Annotated in this window: 10 protein-coding genes and 1 tRNA gene; 4 read left to right on the forward strand and 7 right to left on the reverse strand. The window is 60.7% G+C overall.

Features of this window, described 5'->3' with window-relative positions; genetic code table 11:
* The first annotated feature begins 26 nt into the window (after positions 1-26).
* Entirely contained in the window at positions 27-2,864 is a 2,838-nt protein-coding gene (locus tag HDF10_RS09850) for a PIG-L family deacetylase (RefSeq protein WP_183812900.1), read from the forward strand.
* Between the two features lie 58 nt (positions 2,865-2,922).
* Entirely contained in the window at positions 2,923-3,735 is an 813-nt protein-coding gene (locus HDF10_RS09855) for a 2-keto-4-pentenoate hydratase (RefSeq protein WP_260177792.1), read from the forward strand.
* A 176-nt stretch (positions 3,736-3,911) separates the two neighbouring features.
* On the opposite strand, the gene HDF10_RS09860 is transcribed toward HDF10_RS09855, so the two are convergent.
* The 7 genes from HDF10_RS09860 to HDF10_RS09890 form a co-directional block, all read right to left on the reverse strand.
* Positions 3,912-4,808 carry a dimethylarginine dimethylaminohydrolase family protein gene (locus HDF10_RS09860; RefSeq protein ID WP_183812902.1) on the reverse strand — a complete coding sequence of 299 codons (897 nt, stop codon included), beginning with the start codon at positions 4,806-4,808 and terminating at the stop codon, positions 3,912-3,914.
* A gap of 231 nt (positions 4,809-5,039) precedes the next feature.
* The gene (locus HDF10_RS09865; RefSeq protein WP_183812904.1) at positions 5,040-6,050 is read right to left on the reverse strand and encodes a family 43 glycosylhydrolase; all 1,011 of its coding nucleotides are present in this window, start codon (positions 6,048-6,050) and stop codon (positions 5,040-5,042) included.
* A 71-nt stretch (positions 6,051-6,121) separates the two neighbouring features.
* The gene (hppD, locus tag HDF10_RS09870; RefSeq protein WP_183812906.1) at positions 6,122-7,255 is read right to left on the reverse strand and encodes a 4-hydroxyphenylpyruvate dioxygenase; all 1,134 of its coding nucleotides are present in this window, start codon (positions 7,253-7,255) and stop codon (positions 6,122-6,124) included.
* Positions 7,256-7,347: 92 nt separating this feature from the next.
* Positions 7,348-8,649 (reverse strand): fumarylacetoacetase, encoded by a 1,302-nt coding sequence (gene fahA / locus HDF10_RS09875; protein ID WP_183812908.1) that lies wholly within the window; start codon positions 8,647-8,649, stop codon positions 7,348-7,350.
* A 228-nt stretch (positions 8,650-8,877) separates the two neighbouring features.
* Positions 8,878-12,135, reverse strand: coding sequence for an efflux RND transporter permease subunit (locus HDF10_RS09880; protein ID WP_183812910.1), 3,258 nt, complete (start codon positions 12,133-12,135; stop codon positions 8,878-8,880).
* 94 nt (positions 12,136-12,229) lie between these two features.
* A complete protein-coding gene (locus HDF10_RS09885; protein WP_311732724.1) occupies positions 12,230-13,321 on the reverse strand; it encodes an efflux RND transporter periplasmic adaptor subunit in 1,092 nt (363 codons plus the stop codon).
* A 229-nt stretch (positions 13,322-13,550) separates the two neighbouring features.
* The gene (locus HDF10_RS09890; RefSeq protein WP_183812912.1) at positions 13,551-14,318 is read right to left on the reverse strand and encodes a queuosine precursor transporter; all 768 of its coding nucleotides are present in this window, start codon (positions 14,316-14,318) and stop codon (positions 13,551-13,553) included.
* A 110-nt stretch (positions 14,319-14,428) separates the two neighbouring features.
* Between HDF10_RS09890 and HDF10_RS09895 the strand changes: the two genes are divergently transcribed.
* Both HDF10_RS09895 and HDF10_RS09900 read left to right on the forward strand, forming a co-directional pair.
* Positions 14,429-14,506, forward strand: a tRNA-Glu gene (locus tag HDF10_RS09895).
* 329 nt (positions 14,507-14,835) lie between these two features.
* Positions 14,836-17,799: an immunoglobulin domain-containing protein gene (locus HDF10_RS09900; RefSeq protein ID WP_183812914.1), complete on the forward strand. Its 2,964-nt coding sequence runs from the start codon at positions 14,836-14,838 to the stop codon at positions 17,797-17,799.
* The last annotated feature ends 25 nt before the right edge of the window (positions 17,800-17,824 follow it).

The following is a 17,824-nucleotide window of genomic DNA, read 5'->3' on the forward strand; positions in this document are numbered from 1 at the left end:
GGGTGGGTGTGAGAGATTAGAAAGCAATGACTTCCATGCGGGTTGTTGCGGGTTTGGGTGCGGTTTCGGTGCTGGCGCTGGTGGTTGCGGGCGGGGTTTTGAGCTGCCAGGAGCTGCGGGAGACGGCGAATTTGGCCGGAGAGCAGGTGAGGCCGGCGGTTGGGGTGCGGGGGATCGCTGCGAATGAGGGTTCGGCTGCGCTTTGGCAGAGTCTGGTGAAGCTGCGGACGCGGGCGAGTCTGATGATGATCGTGGCGCATCCGGACGATGAGGATGGCGGGATGCTGACCTATGAGGCGCGGGGACAGGGCGCGCATGTGGCGATGCTAACGCTGACTCGGGGGGAGGGTGGGCAGAATCTGATGTCGGCGGATTTCGATGATGCGCTGGGGCTGGTGCGGACGCAGGAGTTGCTGGCGGCTGGGCGATATATGGGCATCGACCAGATGTGGGGGACGCAGGTGGACTTCGGGTTTTCGAAGACGAAGGAGGAGGCGTTCGAGAACTGGGGGCACGATCGCGTGTTGTATGACGCGGTGCGGGCGGTGAGGCTGTATCGGCCGCTGGTGGTGACGGCGGTGTTTATTGGCGGGATCACGGATGGGCATGGGCAGCACCAGGTGTCGGGTGAGATGGCGCAGGAGGTGTTCGATGCTGCTGGGGATCCGAAGGTGTTTCCGGATCAGATTGCGGCGGGGTTGATGCCGTGGAGTCCGCTGAAGGTTTATGGGAGGGTGCCGTTTTTTTCGGTGACGTCGAAGGGGATGTATGACTATGCGACGGGGAAGTATGCTCCGGCACGGTTTTATAACTATGTGACGAAGGAGTGGACGACGGAGTCTCCGAAGGCGAATGTGACGGTGCCGGAGGGAGACTATAGCCCGGTGCTGGGGATGACTTACCTGCAGTTTGCCCGGATGGGGCTGGGGCTGCAGAAGTCGCAGAATGGCGGGATGGGTATACCGGCGGCGGGTAGATTCGATGTGGGGTATCACCGGTATGGCGCTCGGCTGCTTGATGGCGCGCAGCCTCGTGAGGAGGAGAAGGGATTCTTTGATGGGGTGGATACAACGCTCGCGGGGATGAGTTCGCTGGCTCCGGGCGAGACTACTTTTTTGAAGCAGGACCTTGCGAGGATCGACGGGTTGGTGGGGCAGGCTGTTGGGGTTTACAAGATTGCTGCGCCGGAGAAGGCGGCTCCGTTTTTGCGAGATGGATTGAAGGCGACAGATGAGTTGATTGCGAAGGTGGAGGCCAGTGGGCTGACGGCTCGGGAGAAGTTCGATCTGCTGCATGAGCTACGGGTGAAGAGGATGCAGTTCAACGATGCGATTGTGCAGGCGCTGGGGATTAGTCTGCGGGCGCAGGTCGCGGGGAAGGCGGAGACGGGGCCGTTTGCGCGGTTCAGCGATGGTGCGGAGACGTTTGTGACGGCGGTGCCGGGGCAGAGCTTTGCGGTGAAGACGCTGGTGGTAAATGGAAGCAAGGTGCCGGTGACGCTGAAGGAGGCGGGGCTGGAGTCGAGTGCGGGGGCTACTTATGAAGGCTCGGGTACGAAGGCTGGTGCTGGTGAGAAGACGATTGTTAGCGGTGAGGCTTACGAGGATCTTTTTCAGGTGAAGCTGCCGGAGGATGCGAAGGTGACGCGGCCTCCGTTTACTCGGCCGGGGATTGAGCAGGCTTACTACGATGTGGCGGATCCGGCGATGCGGAACGCTTCGCTTCCCTTGCCTGCGCTGACGGCGTGGGTGACGTTGGACTATGACGGCGTGGAGGTGAAGCTGGGGCAGGAGGTGCAGACGCTGCATCGCGTGACGGGGCTGGGGACGGTGTATGAGCCGCTGGTGGTGGCTCCGGCGATCTCGGTGGCGGTGTCGCCTTCGGCGGGTGTGGTGCCGCTGACGGAGAAGACGCTGATGGTGACCGCGCGAGTGAAGAGCAACGTGAAGGGCGTGGCGAATGGCACGGTGAAGCTCGAGCTGCCTGCTGGGTGGACGGCTTCGCCTGCGACTGCGGAGTTTTCGTTGATGAAGGATGGGGATTCGGTGGATGTGCCGTTTGTGGTGACGCCGGGGAAGATGGCGGAGACGGCTTATACGATGACGGCGGTTGCGAGTTATGCGGGGAAGGAATATCGCGAGGGGTACAAGACGGTTGGATATGCGGGATTGCTGCCGGCGAATCTTTATCGGCCGGCGACGTACCGGGCGCGCGGGGCGGATGTGAAGATTGCTCCGGGATTGAAGGTGGGGTATCTGCCGGGAACCGGGGATGAGGTGCAGGCGTCGCTTGAGAATCTGGGCGTGCATGCGACGACGCTGACGATGGGCGATGTTGTCGGTGGGAGGTTGAGTGGGTACGACGTGGTGGTGCTGGGGGTGAGGGCTTATGCGGCGCATCCCGGGCTGGCGGCGGCGAATGGGCAGTTGCTGCAGTATGCGAAGAACGGCGGCGTGGTGATTGTGCAGTACAACCTGGGGAACTTTGATTATGGGCCTTACTCGTACTCGCTGGGGAGCGCGGAGAAGGTGGTGGATGAGAGGGCACCGGTGCGGCTAGTAGTACCGGAGAGCCCCGTACTGAGCTGGCCGAACAGGATTACGGAGAAGGACTTCGATGGATGGGTGGAGGAGCGTGGGCACGGCTTTATGGAGACGTGGGACTCGCAGTATGTCGCTCCGCTGGAGACGCATGATCCGGATCAGGATCCACAGAAGGGTGGGCTGCTGGTGGCGAAGACGGGCAAGGGCGCTTATGTGTACGTTGCGTTGGCGCTGTATCGCGAGCTGCCGGAGGGGGTGCCGGGAGCTTATCGGCTGTTTGCGAATCTGTTGAGTTTGGGGAAGAGTGCGGCGGCGAAGTAGTTTGTGGGTAGAGCGACGGCAAAGAAGAGACAAGAACAACAGCAGATCCCCTTTGGGGATGACAACAAGAAAGACAAATGCAAATGCGAATGCGAAGGACGACATGATGACTGGTGAGAGAGAAAGCCAACTGATTGAGGCTGCGGATCTGCTGCTCGATGCGCGTAGAACGGGAGTGCCGATCGAGGATCTGCCGGAGGCTTTGCAGCCGAAGGATATGCCTGAGGCTTATTCGCTGCAGGATCGTATTGCAGAGGCGTATGGGGAGATTGGCGGGTGGAAGATCGGGGCTCCGAGTGCGGAGGCCGAACCGTTGTTTGCGCCGATGCCGTTGGCGTGGATGGCGGGAGATGGCGCGGTGGTTGGCGAGGTGAGGAGGTATCGCGGATTGGAGGCGGAGATTGCTTTTTTGATAGGTGAGGATCTGCCGCCGAGGGCGACGTCTTACTCACGGGAGGAGGTTGTGGCTGCGATTGCTAGCTGTCATCCGGCGATCGAGGTGATTGAGAGTGGCCTTCGTGATCCGTTGAAGGCGGCGCGAATGTCGATGCTTGGCGATCTTCAGATGCATGGCGGGTTTGTGTATGGGCCGGCGGTGGCAGAGTGGAAGAAGATCGACTTCAAGGCCGAGCATGTAACGATTGCGGTTGATGGGGCGGTGAGAGTGGAGCGGACGGGATCGAATACCTCGGGGGACTTGATGCGCCTGCTGCCGTGGCTGGCGAATGAGGGCGCTACGAGGACTGGTGGGTTGAAGGCCGGACAGTGGGTGACGACGGGAAGTTGGACAGGGGTGACTTCGGGCGATCCGGGATCTGTTGCGGATGTAAAGTTTTCTTCCGCGGGCGAGGTTCATCTGCGGTTTGAGTAGGTCTGGCTTTGAGGCTGGTGGTGCGGGGAGCTCCGGTTCCCTGCTCTCGCGGAGTCGAGGGTTCAAGCGCGAGGCGAAATGCGGGGGTCTCTCCACTGCGCTGCTCACGATGAGACTGTGAGCAGCTTCGGTCGAGATGACGATGTTTTTATTTGGATGAAGAAAACGGCCAAGTTTTATGAAGCTAAGTTGGCTGCTTTTCTCTCGGGTCGGCTGAGCTTCATGACCAGGCATTTTGCGGCGCCGCCGGCCTTGAGAAACTCGGTGAGCGTGACCTCGATGACGTCGAAGCCTCGGGACTCAAGTTGGCTGCGTAGATCGTTGCTGATGTTGTTCAGGATGATGGTGCGATCGACGTTGATGGCGTTGCAGGCGAAGCAGACGGCATCCGACTCGGCGACGATGATTCTTTTTTCGAGTGGGTAGAAGGCTTCGATCTTGTCGAGGGAGGCTCGGTCGAAGGCCTCGGGAAAGTACATGACGTAGCCACCTTCGAGGGGAGCGAAGCAGGTGTCTAGGTGGTAGAAGCGCGGGTCGATGAGGTGGAGTGAGGTGACCTCGATGCCCCAGATCTTGCGGAGCGCGTGATGGCTGGAGGGGACGGTGCGGGGGCCGTAGCCTACGAAGAGGCGGGTGCCGTCGGTGGAGAAGAGGGCGTCGCCTTCGCCTTCGAAGGGCGTGGCGCGTGGGGTGTCGATGACTTTGTAACCGGCTTGCTCGAACCAAAGGCGGAAGTGTGGCTCTTCGCCCTGGCGCTCGGGATGAAAGAAGCTGCTGATGGCGACGGTGCCGTTGCGCTCGAGGCCGGCGTTGGCGGTGAAGACCATGTCGGGGGAGCCGGGCTGAGGCTCGACGAGCTGGACGTCGGCGATGGTGCTGACGGCTTCGTAGAGGCGCTGCCACTGCTCGGCTGCGCGGGTGCGCGAGGAGGCGTGGACGTTGCCGGCCATCCAGGGGTTGATGACGTAGTTGACGTCGTAGAGCCTGGGGGGACACATCAAGAAAGTCGCGGAGGCGGAAGGGATCGTGGCCAGGATTGCCGGGGTGGTGATTTCGATGGGCTGCGTGCTCATGGTTCAAGCATGAAGGAGCACGAAAGCCGCGTCAATGCTAATGATTATGCATTTGTAACGAATATTTATACATAAGAGATTTGTCCTGCCGGACGAGCCCACTACGCGTGGGGCGCCCACTTCGTGGGGTGTATACCGCTTCGCCCCGAGGCCTCCCGATGGTCGGCTTGAGATTCTTGATCGCGACCAACGGGAGCGCCAACTAAAGGGTATGTCCGTCACGAAGTGACCCTAATACTTTGTTTCGCCGGTTTTGATGTCGATCGACCATGGTCTGGGTTCGGGGAGCACAAGTTGACCTTCGCCGATTCGGAGGGGCATCCAGAGATAGCGCGAGTCCCATAGATCGTCTGGCTTCCACTGGTCGGCCATGAAGACGACTGCGGTTGTTTTAGTGCCGGGGATCGTCAGGAGCGTGGAGGACTGCGAGTGAAAGGTCTTGGCTGCGGGGGGAGCGATGTCTTTGAACTGGGTCCAGGGGCCTTCGAGGCTGGTGGCTGTGGCGTAGACGTTGGGGTTGGGGCTCCATCCGCTCATATGGGAGCCGATGACGTAGTAGAGGCCTTTGTAGTGAACCAGGGCACCGCCTTCGAGGCGGGCGGGCACGAAGCTCATCTGCTTTTCGACGTTGAGGTAGTCGGGAGAGAGCCGTGCGATGAGGAAGCCCCTGGTGGGGCGGCTCTCGAAGATGAGATAGGCTGTGCCGTCGTCGTCGATGAACTGTCCGATGTCACGGCTCTCAAGGCCGAGGGGGCGAAAACTCCTGACGTAGCGATAGTCTCCGTCGACTGTGTCGCTGATGGCGATGGCGACACGGGCTACTTTGTAGATGCCGTCGTCGATGTGGGCGTAGAGGACATACTTCTTTGTTGCGGCGTTGTAGAAGACCTTGGGGCGTTCGATGATCCAGCCTGGACCAAAGTTTTCAGGGTCGGAGAGTTTGAGAACCTGGTTGCGGAAGGTCCAGTGTACGAGATCCTTCGACGCGTAACAGCTCACGTAGCGCTTGTTGGGATCGAGACCCTGGGAGCGGTCTTCTCCAAACCAGAAGAAGGTGTCGCCGATCTTGAGGATGCCGCCGCCGTGTGCCTGAATCTGCTGACCGCGATTGTCGAACCATACGCCTCCGGGGGTGATGGCGCCGGAGGCGTCTCCTCCGCGCAGGAAGAGAAGACAGGCGATAGAACAAAAGGCAGCGAGACGCGGCAATGCTGAATGCGATTTGCCTGCCAGCAGAGCCATCAAGTCTACCTTTCGTTCGACTGCCCGCGATCAAAGTTGGCGTGAGGCGCCCTGGTTCGAGGTTGCGTCGTCTAAAGATTCCCGCGCAGCTCTTGTTCTCTTTCTATGGCTTCGAAGAGGGCCTTGAAGTTTCCCTTGCCGAAGCTGCGGCTGCCCTTGCGCTGGATGATCTCGTAGAAGACGGTGGGGCGGTCTTCTACGGGCTTGGTGAAGATCTGGAGCATGTAACCTTCGTTGTCGCGATCGACGAGGATGCCGAGTTTTTCGAGCTCGTCGATGGGCTCGTCGATCTTGCCGATGCGGGTTTGCAACTCGGTGTAGTAGGAGTGGGGGACAGTGAGGAAGTCGACTCCCTGTTGCTTCATGGCGGCGACGGTGGCGAGGATGTCGCTGGTGGCGAGGGCCATGTGCTGGACGCCGGGACCCTGGTAGAAGTCGAGGTACTCCTCGATCTGGGACTTGCGGCGGCCTTCGGCTGGCTCGTTGATGGGGAACTTGACGTAGCCGTTGCCGTTGGCCATCACCTTGGACATGAGGGCGGAGTACTCGGTGGAGATGTCGTTGTCGTCAAAGTGCTGGTAGAGGCCGAAGCCCATGACGTCGCGGTAGAAGTCGACCCACTGGTTCATGGAGTTCCAGCCGACGTTGCCGACGATGTGGTCGATGTGGAGGAGGCCTACTGGACGGGCGATGTGGTCGTGCTTGACGGCGTGGTAGCCAGGGAGAAAGGGGCCGGTGTAGTGGGTGCGTTCGACGAAGGTGTGGATGGTGTCCCCATAGGCGGCGATGCTGGCGGTGGTGACGCTGCCGTGTGCGTCCTTCGATTCTGTTGGTTCCTGAATGCTGCGAGCGCCTCGGCTGGTGGTCTCGAGCCAGGACTGGCGGGCGTCGTCGACCCAGAGGGCGATGGAGTGGACGCCGTCGCCGTGCTTGTCGACGTGACGGGCGATGTCGGAGTCGGTGCGGAGGGCGGTGGTGAGGACGAAGCGGACCTTGCCCTGCTGGAGAACGTAGCTGGCGCGGTCGCGCTGGCCGGTCTCGGGGCCGGAGTAGGCGACGAGGGACATGCCGAAGGCCGCACGGTAGAAGTAGGCGGCCTGGCGGGCGTTGCCTACGTAGAACTCGACGTGGTCTGTGCCCTTGAGGGGGAGGAAGTCGGGCGTGGCTGATTCGTGCTGGGGCTGGGTCGGGGCGTGTGTTGCCATGAGGAAATTCTCCGATGCGGCGCAGGCCTGGTGGGCTGCGTGCAGGATGAGGATAGTTCAAGGGGGTTGGGGTTGGCTAGGGCGGGTCAAGCTCAGGTGCGGGCGGGGAGGATGGTGGCGCGGCACTCGCCGAGGCCGATGCGGGGGTGGCTGGGGGATTTGCAGGAGCCGCGCAGGATGATCTCGTCGCCGTCTTCAAGGAAGGTGCGGGTTTCGCCGGTGGGGAGGAGGAGGGGTTGGGCTCCGTTGCGGGTGAGTTCGAGGAGGCAGCCAGCGGAGTCCGGGGTGGGGCCGGAGATGGTGCCGGTGGCGAGAATGTCTCCGACCTGGAGGTTGCAGCCGTTGCTGGTGTGGTGGGCGATGAGCTGCGCTGGGGTCCAGTAGAGATCTTGTGGGTTGGATTCGCTTAGGAGAAATGGCTGGAGTTTATTGGCTTTCATTCTTTTGGTCAGAATAAATACTTCAAGTAATACATTTAGACTTCCGTGTTTTTGGTCGGTGACTGAGTGGAGGTAGGGGAGAGGCTTTGGGTCGGTGGAGGGACGGGGGGATGCGGGAACTCTGAAGGGCTCGAGCGCGGGCATGGGGGTGACCCAGGGGGAGATGGTGGTGGCGAAGTTTTTTGCGAGGAAGGGGCCGAGGGGCTGGTACTCCCAAGACTGAATGTCGCGGGCGGACCAGTCGTTGAGGAGGCTGATGCCGAAGAGGTGGTCGGCGGCGGTGGTGATGGGAAGGGGAACTCCCTGTGTGCTGGGTTGGCCAATGTAAAGTGCCAGTTCCAGTTCGTAGTCCAAATTGTTGGTGGGAAGGAAGTTAAGCTTGGCTCCTTCGGCGGATGAGCGAGTTTGTCCGATGGGCCGGATGATGGGTTCGCCGCTTACGAGGAAGGAGGAGGCTCGCCCGTGATAGCCGATGGGGATGTGTTTGTAGTTGGGGAGGAGGGGCTGGTCGGGGCGGAAGAGCTGGCCGACGCGGGTGGCGTGGTGGATGGAGGCGTAGAAGTCGGTGTAGTTGGGGATGTGGACTGGCTTTTGGAAGGATGATCCGGCGATGGAGTGGAGGGCGGCTTCGGCTTTTTCTTTGTGCTCGGGTTTTACGTCGGCGTGGAGGAGGGTAGTGAGGGTTTTGCGGAGGAGAGCCCAGGATCGAGGGCCCTGGGACATGAGGAGGTTGAGGGTTGGGGACTGGCAGGCTTCGGTGAGGGTGGGGGGGAGGAGGCCGGAGGCGGCGCAGGCGTAGAGGTCGAGGAGGTGGGTGCCAATGGCTACGCAGAGGTGTTGCTGGTCTTCACGGGTGAAGGCGGCGTAGGGGAGATGGGTCAGGGGGAAGTCGGTGGTGGGGTGGTTGGCGTCGGGGAGCCAGCTCTTGTGGGCTGCGATGCTTGGTTTTGCCATGGAGCATGATAGCTCGAACGGCACGGCATTCAGGCTATGTCCTGCCGGACGGGCGCCCTGCGCGGGCAGCGCCCACTTCGTGGGGGGTATACCGGCTTCGCCGTGAGGCCTCCCGTTGGTCGGCACAAACTTCAGCCTGCGACCAACGGGAGCACCAACCGAAGGGGTATACGCGTCACGAAGTGACCGCCCCACGCGCAGTGGGCCCGTCCGGCAGGACACTAGCTCTTAGTTGGCGGGCAGTTCCCTGCTTGGGACCCCGGTTTTCTTGCCTGATAATTTCACGAGGATGGTCTTCAGGATGACGTAGAGGACCGGGATGAAGAAGAGGTTGAGGATGGTGGAGAGCACCATGCCGCCGACGATGGCTGTGCCGACCGAGTGACGGCCGTAGGCTCCGGCGCCGGTGGCGAAGTAGAGAGGACCGACGCCGAGGATGAAGGCGATGGAGGTCATCAGGATGGGACGGAGGCGGAGTTCGGCGGCTTCGATGGCGGCTTCGGTGATGGTGCGGCCCTGAGCGAGGAGCTGCTCGGCGAACTCGACGATGAGGATCGAGTTTTTGGCCGAGAGACCGATGAGCATGACCAGGCCGATCTGGACGTAGACGTCGTCGACCAGACCGCGGAGGGAGACGAGCGAGAGCGCGCCGAGGATGGCCATGGGGACGGCGAGAAGGATGATGAACGGCAGCGCGAAGGACTCGTACTGGGCCGAGAGAGTGAGGTAGACGACCAGCAGGCCGAGACCGAAGATGATGATGGCCTTGCCGGCAGACTCGACTTCTTCGAGGGCGAGGCCGGTCCAGGAGTAGGTCATGCCCTGGAGCTTGTTCTTCTCGAAGAGCTTGACCATGTTGTCGTTGCCCTGGCCGGAGCTGAGTCCAGGGGCGGGTGAGCCGTCGATCTCGGCTGAGCGGAAGAGGTTGTAGTGGTTGATGACCTGGGGGCCGGAGATCTGGGTGACAGTGGCGAGGTTGTCGAGCGGGATGAGCTGGCCGCTGTTGGAGCGGACGTAGTACTGGCGGAGATCCCCCGCGTTGCGGCGGAACTGCTGGTCGGCCTGAACGTAGACACGGTAGGAGCGGTTGTTGAAGTTGAAGTCGTTGATGTAGCTGGAGCCCATGAAGGTACCGAGGGCGGCGGTGATCTGGGTGAAGGGCACGCCGATGGTCTCGGCCTTCTGGCGGTCGATGGTGACCTGAAGCTGCGGGTCGTTTGAGGTGAACTGGGTGTTCATGGCGGTGAGGCCAGAGCCGGGGGCGCTGCCCTGCGCGACGAGGGTGTGGGCGACGCGGGCGATGTCGTCGAAGGTGTTGCGGCCTGCGTCCTGCAGGATGAACTGGAAGCCTCCGACGGTGCCGAGGCCGGCTACGGCGGGGGGCTCTGCGGCGAAAGCGATGCCGCCGGGAACGCCGAAGAGTTTAGGCCCTACGTCGCGGACGATAGCGTTAGCGGTGAACTTTGGACCCATTTTGGTGCGGTCGTTGATGGGCTTGAGCGGGGCGAAGATGAGGCCGGAGTTTGGCGAGCTGCCGCCGGCGAGGGAGAAGCCCATGACGGAGAAGGTGCCGAAGACACCGTCGTTCTTGCGAACCACGTCTGCTACGCGGTCGGCGAACTCGCCGGTGTAACTAAGCGAGGCACCTGGGGGCGTCTGCACGATGATGAGGAAGTAGGACTGGTCTTCCTGCGGGATGAAGGCGGTGGGGACGTAGTTGTACATGAACGCCGTGGCCGCAAGGGCTCCGACGAAGAACAGGAGCATGACGTAGCGGATGCGGACGACGAAGGTGACGACCTTCGCGTAGGTGCGGATGACCCACTGGATGATGGCTTCGATGGGGTTGAGGAGAAGCCCCATGATGCCGGTCTTTTTTTCTTCGGGGCGCAGGAGAATGGCAGCCAGCGCAGGGGAGAGAGTGAGGGCGTTGAAGGCCGAGATGGCGATGGAGAAGGCGATGGTGAGCGAGAACTGTTTGTAGAGAATGCCGGTGGTTCCGGGGAAGAAGCTGACCGGGATGAAGACCGAGATGAGCACGAGCGAGGTCGCGATGACGGCGCTGGTGACCTCGGCCATGGCGATGCTGGTGGCCTTGTGGGGATCGGAGGAGGTCTGCTCCATGCCCTTGCCAACCTTCTCGTGCGCAAGTGTGTCGGGGGCGTAGGGGTCGGGTTCGCTTAGTTCGTGACGCTCGGGGATGACGGAGTGTCCGGAGAGGTGGCGCTGCACGTTTTCGATGACGACGATGGCGTCGTCGACGACTAGACCTGTGGCTAGAGTGATGCCGAAGAGGGTGAGCGAGTTGATGCTGAAGCCGAAGACCTTGATGAAGGCGAAGGTGCCGATGAGCGAGACGGGGATGGTGACGGCGGGGATGATGGTGGCGCGCCAATCCTGCAGGAAAAGGAAGATGACGATAACGACGATGATGATGGCTTCGCCGATGGTGGTGACGACTTCGTGGACGGACTCGCCGATGACGAGGGTGGTGTCGACGGCGATGATGCCCTTCATGCCGGGGGGGAAGTTTTTCTGGAGTTCTTCGAGGACGGCGCGGCACTTCTTGTCTACGTCGAGGGCGTTGGCGTTGGAGAGCTGCTGGACACCGACGCCGATGGCGTCTCCGCCGGAGTATTTGAGGGCGGTGCTGTAGGTTTCAGCGCCTAGCTCCGCTCGGCCGATGTCTTTGAAGAGGACGACGCCGCCTGCGGTGGGATTGTTCTTGATGACGATGTTTTCGAACTGCTTCGGATCGTCGAAGCGGCCTAAGACTCGGACGGCCATCTGAAACTGCTGTTTAGGATCGGCCGGAGGTTGGCCGAGTTGGCCGGCGGGGACTTCCACGTTCTGCTCGGCGAGGGCGTTGGTGACGTCGAGTGCGGTGAGGCCGCGGGCGGCGAGGCGGTTTGGGTCGATCCAGAGACGCATGGCGTACTTGCGCTCGCCGAAGATGATGACGGCACCGACGCCGGGGACGCGCTTGAGGGCATCGCTGACGTAGACGTCGAGGTAGTTGGAGATGAAGGCCTGAGAGAGGGAGTGATCGGGCGAGATGAAGCCGGCGGCGAAGATGAAGTTCGAGCTTGCCTTGGTGATGCTGATACCGGTGTTGTTGACTGTTGCGGGGAGACGGCCTTGAACGGTGGCGACGCGATTCTGCACGTCAACGGCGGCGATGTCGAGGTTATAGCCGGTCTGGAAGGTGATGATGATGGACGAGGTGCCGTCATTGGAGCTGGTGGAGCTCATGTAGCGCATACCCTCGACGCCGTTGATGGCCTGCTCGAGGATGATGGTGACGGCGGACTCGACGTCCTTGGAGTTAGCGCCGATGTAGTTGCTGGAGACGATGACCTGAGGCGGCGCGAGATCGGGGTAGAGCGAAATGGGCAGGCTCGGGATGCAGACCGCGCCCGCGAGCACGATGAGAAGCGCACAGACCGTGGCGAAGATCGGACGACGAATAAAAAAGTCTACGAACAAGGCTGACCTCTAACCGGAGCGGCTGGCCCCGGGGTGGAGCGTGAAACTGTGCGGAGCCCAGACGAACTCCGCAGGAAGAGAGGAATCCCGTTGCTTAACCGAGAGGCTTGACCGGCGCACCTTCCTGCAGAAACTGCAGGCCGGAGGTGATTACTTTTTCTCCCGTCTTGAGACCACCAAGAATGGGATAGGTGTTGCCGACGGTTTCGCCAACTGTAACCGGGACCTGATGGGCGACGTATCCGTCCCCTTTCGGGGTTGCGACGTAGACGAAGGTCTGGCCGCCGATGAGACTGACGGCGAGGACTGGGACTGTGGGCGCAGGCGCGCTGCTCCAGGTGATGCGTGCCTTGACCAGCTGCTGGTTGCGAAGGATGTCCGCAGTGCGCGGGACGCTTGCCTTGGCGAGGATGCTTTGCAGGCCGTTGTCAACCTGCGGCGAGATGAAGTCGACGACAGTTTTTACCAGGACGTTGCCGGCGGTATCGAGGATCTCTACCGGAAGGCCTTTGCGAATGCTGCTGGCGCGTTCGGTGGGGATGTAGATGTACGCTTCGAGGTCGGCGTTCTCGTCAACCGTGGTGAGCACTGTCGTGGGGGAGACGTAGTCGCCGAGGTGAACGGGGATGTCGCCGACAACGCCGTTGAAGGGGGCGCGGATGTCGTAATAGGCGAGCTGCTGCTTCTGGGTGTCGGTGAGGGCCTGGTTGGACTCGAAGTCGGCCTTGGAGTTTTCAAAGGCCTGATTGGCCTGGTCGTAGGCATCGCGCGAGACGACTCCGGCCTCGAAGAGCTTGCGCTGGCGCTCCACTTCGATCTTGTTGTAGTCGTAGAGGGCCTTCTTCTGCGCCTGGGTTCCCTGCTGCGACTGGACGGTGGCCATCTGCTTGAGGGGGTCGATGCGCATGAGCACCTGACCGGCCTTGACGGCCTGGCCGGACTTGACGAAGATCTTGACCAGGTTGCCGTCGACCTGCGGCTGCATGGTGGAGGAGCGGCGGCTCTTGATGGTGGAGACGTAGGTGTCGGAGGTGGGCACAGACGACAACGATACCGGCGCTACCTTTACCGGCATGGCTTGCGGAGGCGGCTGGGACGGCGGGGCGGACTTGCAACCTGCGATCAGACATGCGGCCGCACAGACAAGCACCGGGAGGACGCGGGGGGTATTCAAGATCAGGGGCACAGAACTTCTCCTTCACAAGCGACGACTTCGAAGACAAGCCACCAAATGAGTTGCAATAAGCGGTGGGCAGGAAGAATTACGGCGCAAGATTCTGCGGATCAATGTCTTACTGGGTCTTACTGGCTACGACTCAAGATTTCCATTTTAGATGACTACGTCCCCGTAAAGGGTTCGGAATCTGCATTGAAAAGAGTTTCGAATGCCTCCTAATCCGTTCCAGGAGAGTGGGTCAGGCGTCCAAACTGCTCTTTTCCGCAAAGGAAAAGGGGTTGAAGCTTTGATGACGATCGAACGCATCGGCGTGTTCGGTTCGTTTGAGCCAGTTTATGACAAGATACGTGATCGGAGTAGCGAGGACCTCGTAACCGACCTTGAGGGCGTAGCCGGTCACGATAATATTCAGGAGGATGCGGACGGGATAGATTCCGCCGAAGGTGAGAGTGATGACGAGGACCGTGTCGACGGCCTGGCCGACGATGGTGGAGCCGATGGTGCGGGTCCAGAGTTTGCGTCCGTTGGTGAAGAGCTTGAGGCGCGCCATGGTGTAGGAGTTGGCGAACTCGCCGGCCCAGAAGGCGATGAGGCTGGCAGCGAGGATGCGCGGGATAAAACCAAAGACCGTGGAGAAGGCCTGCTGGTTGTGCCATCCGGGGGCGGAGGGCAGCGCGATGACGATGGCTCCGATGAGATAGAGGAGGGCGGTGCCGAAGAAGCCCAGCCAGATGGCTCGGCGGGAGGCGGCAAAGCCATAGACCTCGGTGAAGACGTCTCCGAAGATGTAGGTGATGGGGAAGAGGAGAACCGCTCCGCTGACAGCGAAGGGGCCGATGGACCAGCTGCCGATCGCGATTGGCCCGAGGAGGCAGACTTTTTGCGCGATGAGGTTCGAGACGAGCAGGATGACGACGAAGGCGGTGGTGAGAGCGTCAAGATATTTGAAGCTGCGGGGAGTCGATGGCGTGGCACTCGGTTGGATCGTTTGGAGTTGCGTGGGCATCGTTACCAGTATGCCGTGTGGGAGCGAGGTGCGCCAGTTTTTGACAGAGCATAGCCTGCTTGTTAGCGTTAGAGGTGGTGAGGGTGCTGGGTACGCCCTCCGCCTGGTGCGTCCCCGTCGTCTAGCCCGGCCCAGGACACCGCCCTTTCACGGCGATAACATGGGTTCGAATCCCATCGGGGACACCAAGAAAGAACTTGTCTTCTAGTTCTTCTCGCGCTCTCCTATCTGTCCGCAGTCTGGGTCGACACTTTCCAAATAAAAATCTGCTGAGGGCACACGCAGTCAACCCTGACCGGGGCAATGCTGTGTAGCGATTTCATGGCCAATCCGTGCGGGTCCTAGCACGGAAGGTGTAGAGAGTTTGCGCGGGTTTGCGGGTATCTTTGCTGGAGATTCACCTTTTGCTGATCGTTGGGCCTGGAACGCTTGTTTCTTTTTCTGCATGCATCGAGCTGTCTGCGAGGGTGATGGGCCCGCGCCGGCAAAAATTTTTGATCCTTTCCAGGGAGCCCCGATGGTTAACGTAGCCGCATTCCTTAATTTGCTGGTCGCCTCGCCACTGTTCCAGTCGCGCCTTACTGTTTGGGCGGACGATCGACGATCAGGCAGCTTGATGAAGCGCCGGTCGGGGGGCATACGGCTTCTGACTGCGACGCTCGCGCTGCTAGTGATGACGGCATGCGGCGGCGGATGGAATGGATACTCGGGTCAACCTCCGACCATTACGAAACAGCCGGTAAGCGTGACCGTGAATGTGGGACAGACCGCTACCTTCAGCGTTACCGCGACGGGAACCGGGCCCCTTACGTATCAGTGGTTCGACAACGGAACGGCGATCTCCGGAGCGACTTCGAGCAGCTACACCACGCCGGCGGCAGCGAGCACCGATAGTGGTTCCGTGTTTACCGTGACGGTTACGAATGCGGCGGGAAGCGTGACCAGCACGCCGGCTACTCTGACGGTGGCTGTCGGTTCTACGACCGTGCCGCCGAACGCTCCGCTTGTAATCAGCCAGCCGGCAAACCAGACCGTGCAGGTGGGCCAGACCGCGACCTTCAGCGTTACTGCTTCGGGGACTGCTCCGCTTACCTACCAGTGGTCCAAGAACGGGACTTTGATTCCCGGCGCGACTTCGAGCAGCTACACCACGCCTGCGACGGTGATCGGCGATAATAACTCGCTGTTTACGGTGACTGTGACCAACGCGGCCGGAGCAGCCACGAGCAATCCGGCTACTTTGACGGTCATACCTTTGGCTGGCAGTCTGGCTTGCAGCTCGTCCACTCCACCGTACAACTCTTCTGCAACTCTGACTCCTACCTTCTCGGGCGGCACGGCGGTCCTCGGATCGACTGGCGTGGGGAGCAGCGATATTACGTCGTCGGCAGTCAGCGGCAACTCCTACTCGACTCCGCTGCTGACCTCTCCTAAGACGTATACGCTGTCCGTCACGGGCACTGGCGGTGCGGTCGTTTCGTCCACCTGCACGGTTACACCAACGAGTGTGACGATCTCGCCGATCTCGCCTGCGAATGCGACGATAGCGCCGGGGACTCAGGCCTTTACTGCGACTGCCTCCGGGGGCGCTACGAATGGCTTGATATGGACGGCCAGCGCAGGGAGCTTCGCCGGTAATGTATGGACCTCTCCAAACACAGTCGGGACCTACACGATTACAGCTACCAGCGTCGATGAGCCTTCTGTTTCGACGACCACGAGCGTAACCGTTAGCGTGCCGGTGATCACGACGCAACCCTCCGGCGTGAATCTCTGCAACAATGCCTCGACCACGCTTTCTGTCGTCGCGATGTATGCAACGACGTATCAGTGGTTCTTCAACGGATCGCCGATCGCCGGGGCTACCAGCTCGAGCTACTTTATCCCCAGCGCAGTGGCGATGGATGTCGGCAGCTATTCGGTCACGGTTACAAATGCCGCGGGCAGTGTCACCTCGAATGTCATCAAGGTGGAGGTTGGAACTACGATTACCTCGAATCCGGTGAGCCTGACGGTCATCGCGGGGGCGACCTCCTCGCAGAGCCAGACTGCCACGTTCTCGGTTGCGGCTGCGGGCGACGCTCCGTTCAGCTACCAGTGGTATGTGATTGCTCCGGGCAGCTCGACAGGAGTTGCGATTGCGGGAGCGACACTGAGCACGTATACGACGCCTGCGGTGAACGTGAGCATGAGCGGCGCGAAGTACTATGCCACGGTCACAGACAGCTGCGGAAACGTGCTTACAAGCGCGTCGGCTACCCTGACGGTCAATCCCGGCAATGATCCGCCAACGATCATCACACAACCTGTAAGCCAGACGGTGGCGATTGGCAGCACGCCCACGTTCACTGTGGTTGCGGTCGGATCGCCTACGCTCACCTATCAGTGGTATCAGATACCTGCGGGCAGCGTGAACGGTATTGCGGTCTCGGGCGCAACCTCGGCCTCGTACACTCTGCCGACGACTGCGACCAACATCAGCAATGATCAGGACGGCTACTATGTCATCGTGAGTAACAGCTATGGGACGGCGCTGTCTCAGACTGCCACGCTGACGATTGGGAGCGGGATCCAGATTACGAAGCAGCCGGTAAATGATTACGTCAACGTGGGAGATCCGGGTACCTTCTCAGTGACGGCTACTTCAACGCTTCCTTTGACCTACCAGTGGTTTGAGGCCGCACCGGGCAGCGCTATTTTCTCTGCGATTCCGGGAGCAACGAGTGCGACCTATACCCAGGCCACAACCGCTGCTTCGGACTCCGGTTCGGTCTTCTATGTGGTTGTGAGCAACGGAAGCTCTCCCGCGGTTACGAGCAACTCGGCTTCCCTCTTCGTCGGAACTCTAACTGGCATCGGCAACCTTTGTTCCGGTTGGAAGCTGCTTGGCAATGCCCTTCCGCCTACGCCCACCTGTTCGATTCAACTGGTCGCTGCGACTATCGGTCAACGCGGGGAGATCGTCTGGCCTAACCTCATCTCTACGGGCAACATTCAACTTAGTTTCACGATAACCACCAGTGGCTCAAGCAGTCCGCCGGCTGATGGCTATGCGATGGTGTTGGGAGATCCATCGCTGGGAGCGACAACCACCAGTATTGGGACGACTGGAGGGGGACTAGGTGCGGAGGGAATTCCGGGGATCGTACTTGCCTTCGACGATTATCACGATCCGGGCGATCCACCTGTTCCCTACATCGGCGTAGGCAGGGGAGAGACTGCTCTGTGGGAGAACCCCTACTTCAACGTTAATAGGAATATCGCGCCGCTCGCGGCCGCTGGAGCCACGGTAGTCCATAACTACGTTGTCTCGCTTGTGCAGGGCATGATGACGGTGACGATGGATGGCGTTCAGGTTTTCTCAGGCAGCGTAACGGCTCCTCCTGTGGCCTATCTTTACTTCACCGCCTCTACCGGTGCTCTCGACGAGCAAACGGTCATCAGCAACCTCTCAGCCACGATTACTGCACCGTCCAACTGACGCGGACGAGGAGAAACCAGAGATG

Origin of the sequence: Tunturiibacter empetritectus, from assembly GCF_014201375.1 — a bacterium.
GTDB lineage: Bacteria > Acidobacteriota > Terriglobia > Terriglobales > Acidobacteriaceae > Edaphobacter > Edaphobacter lichenicola_D.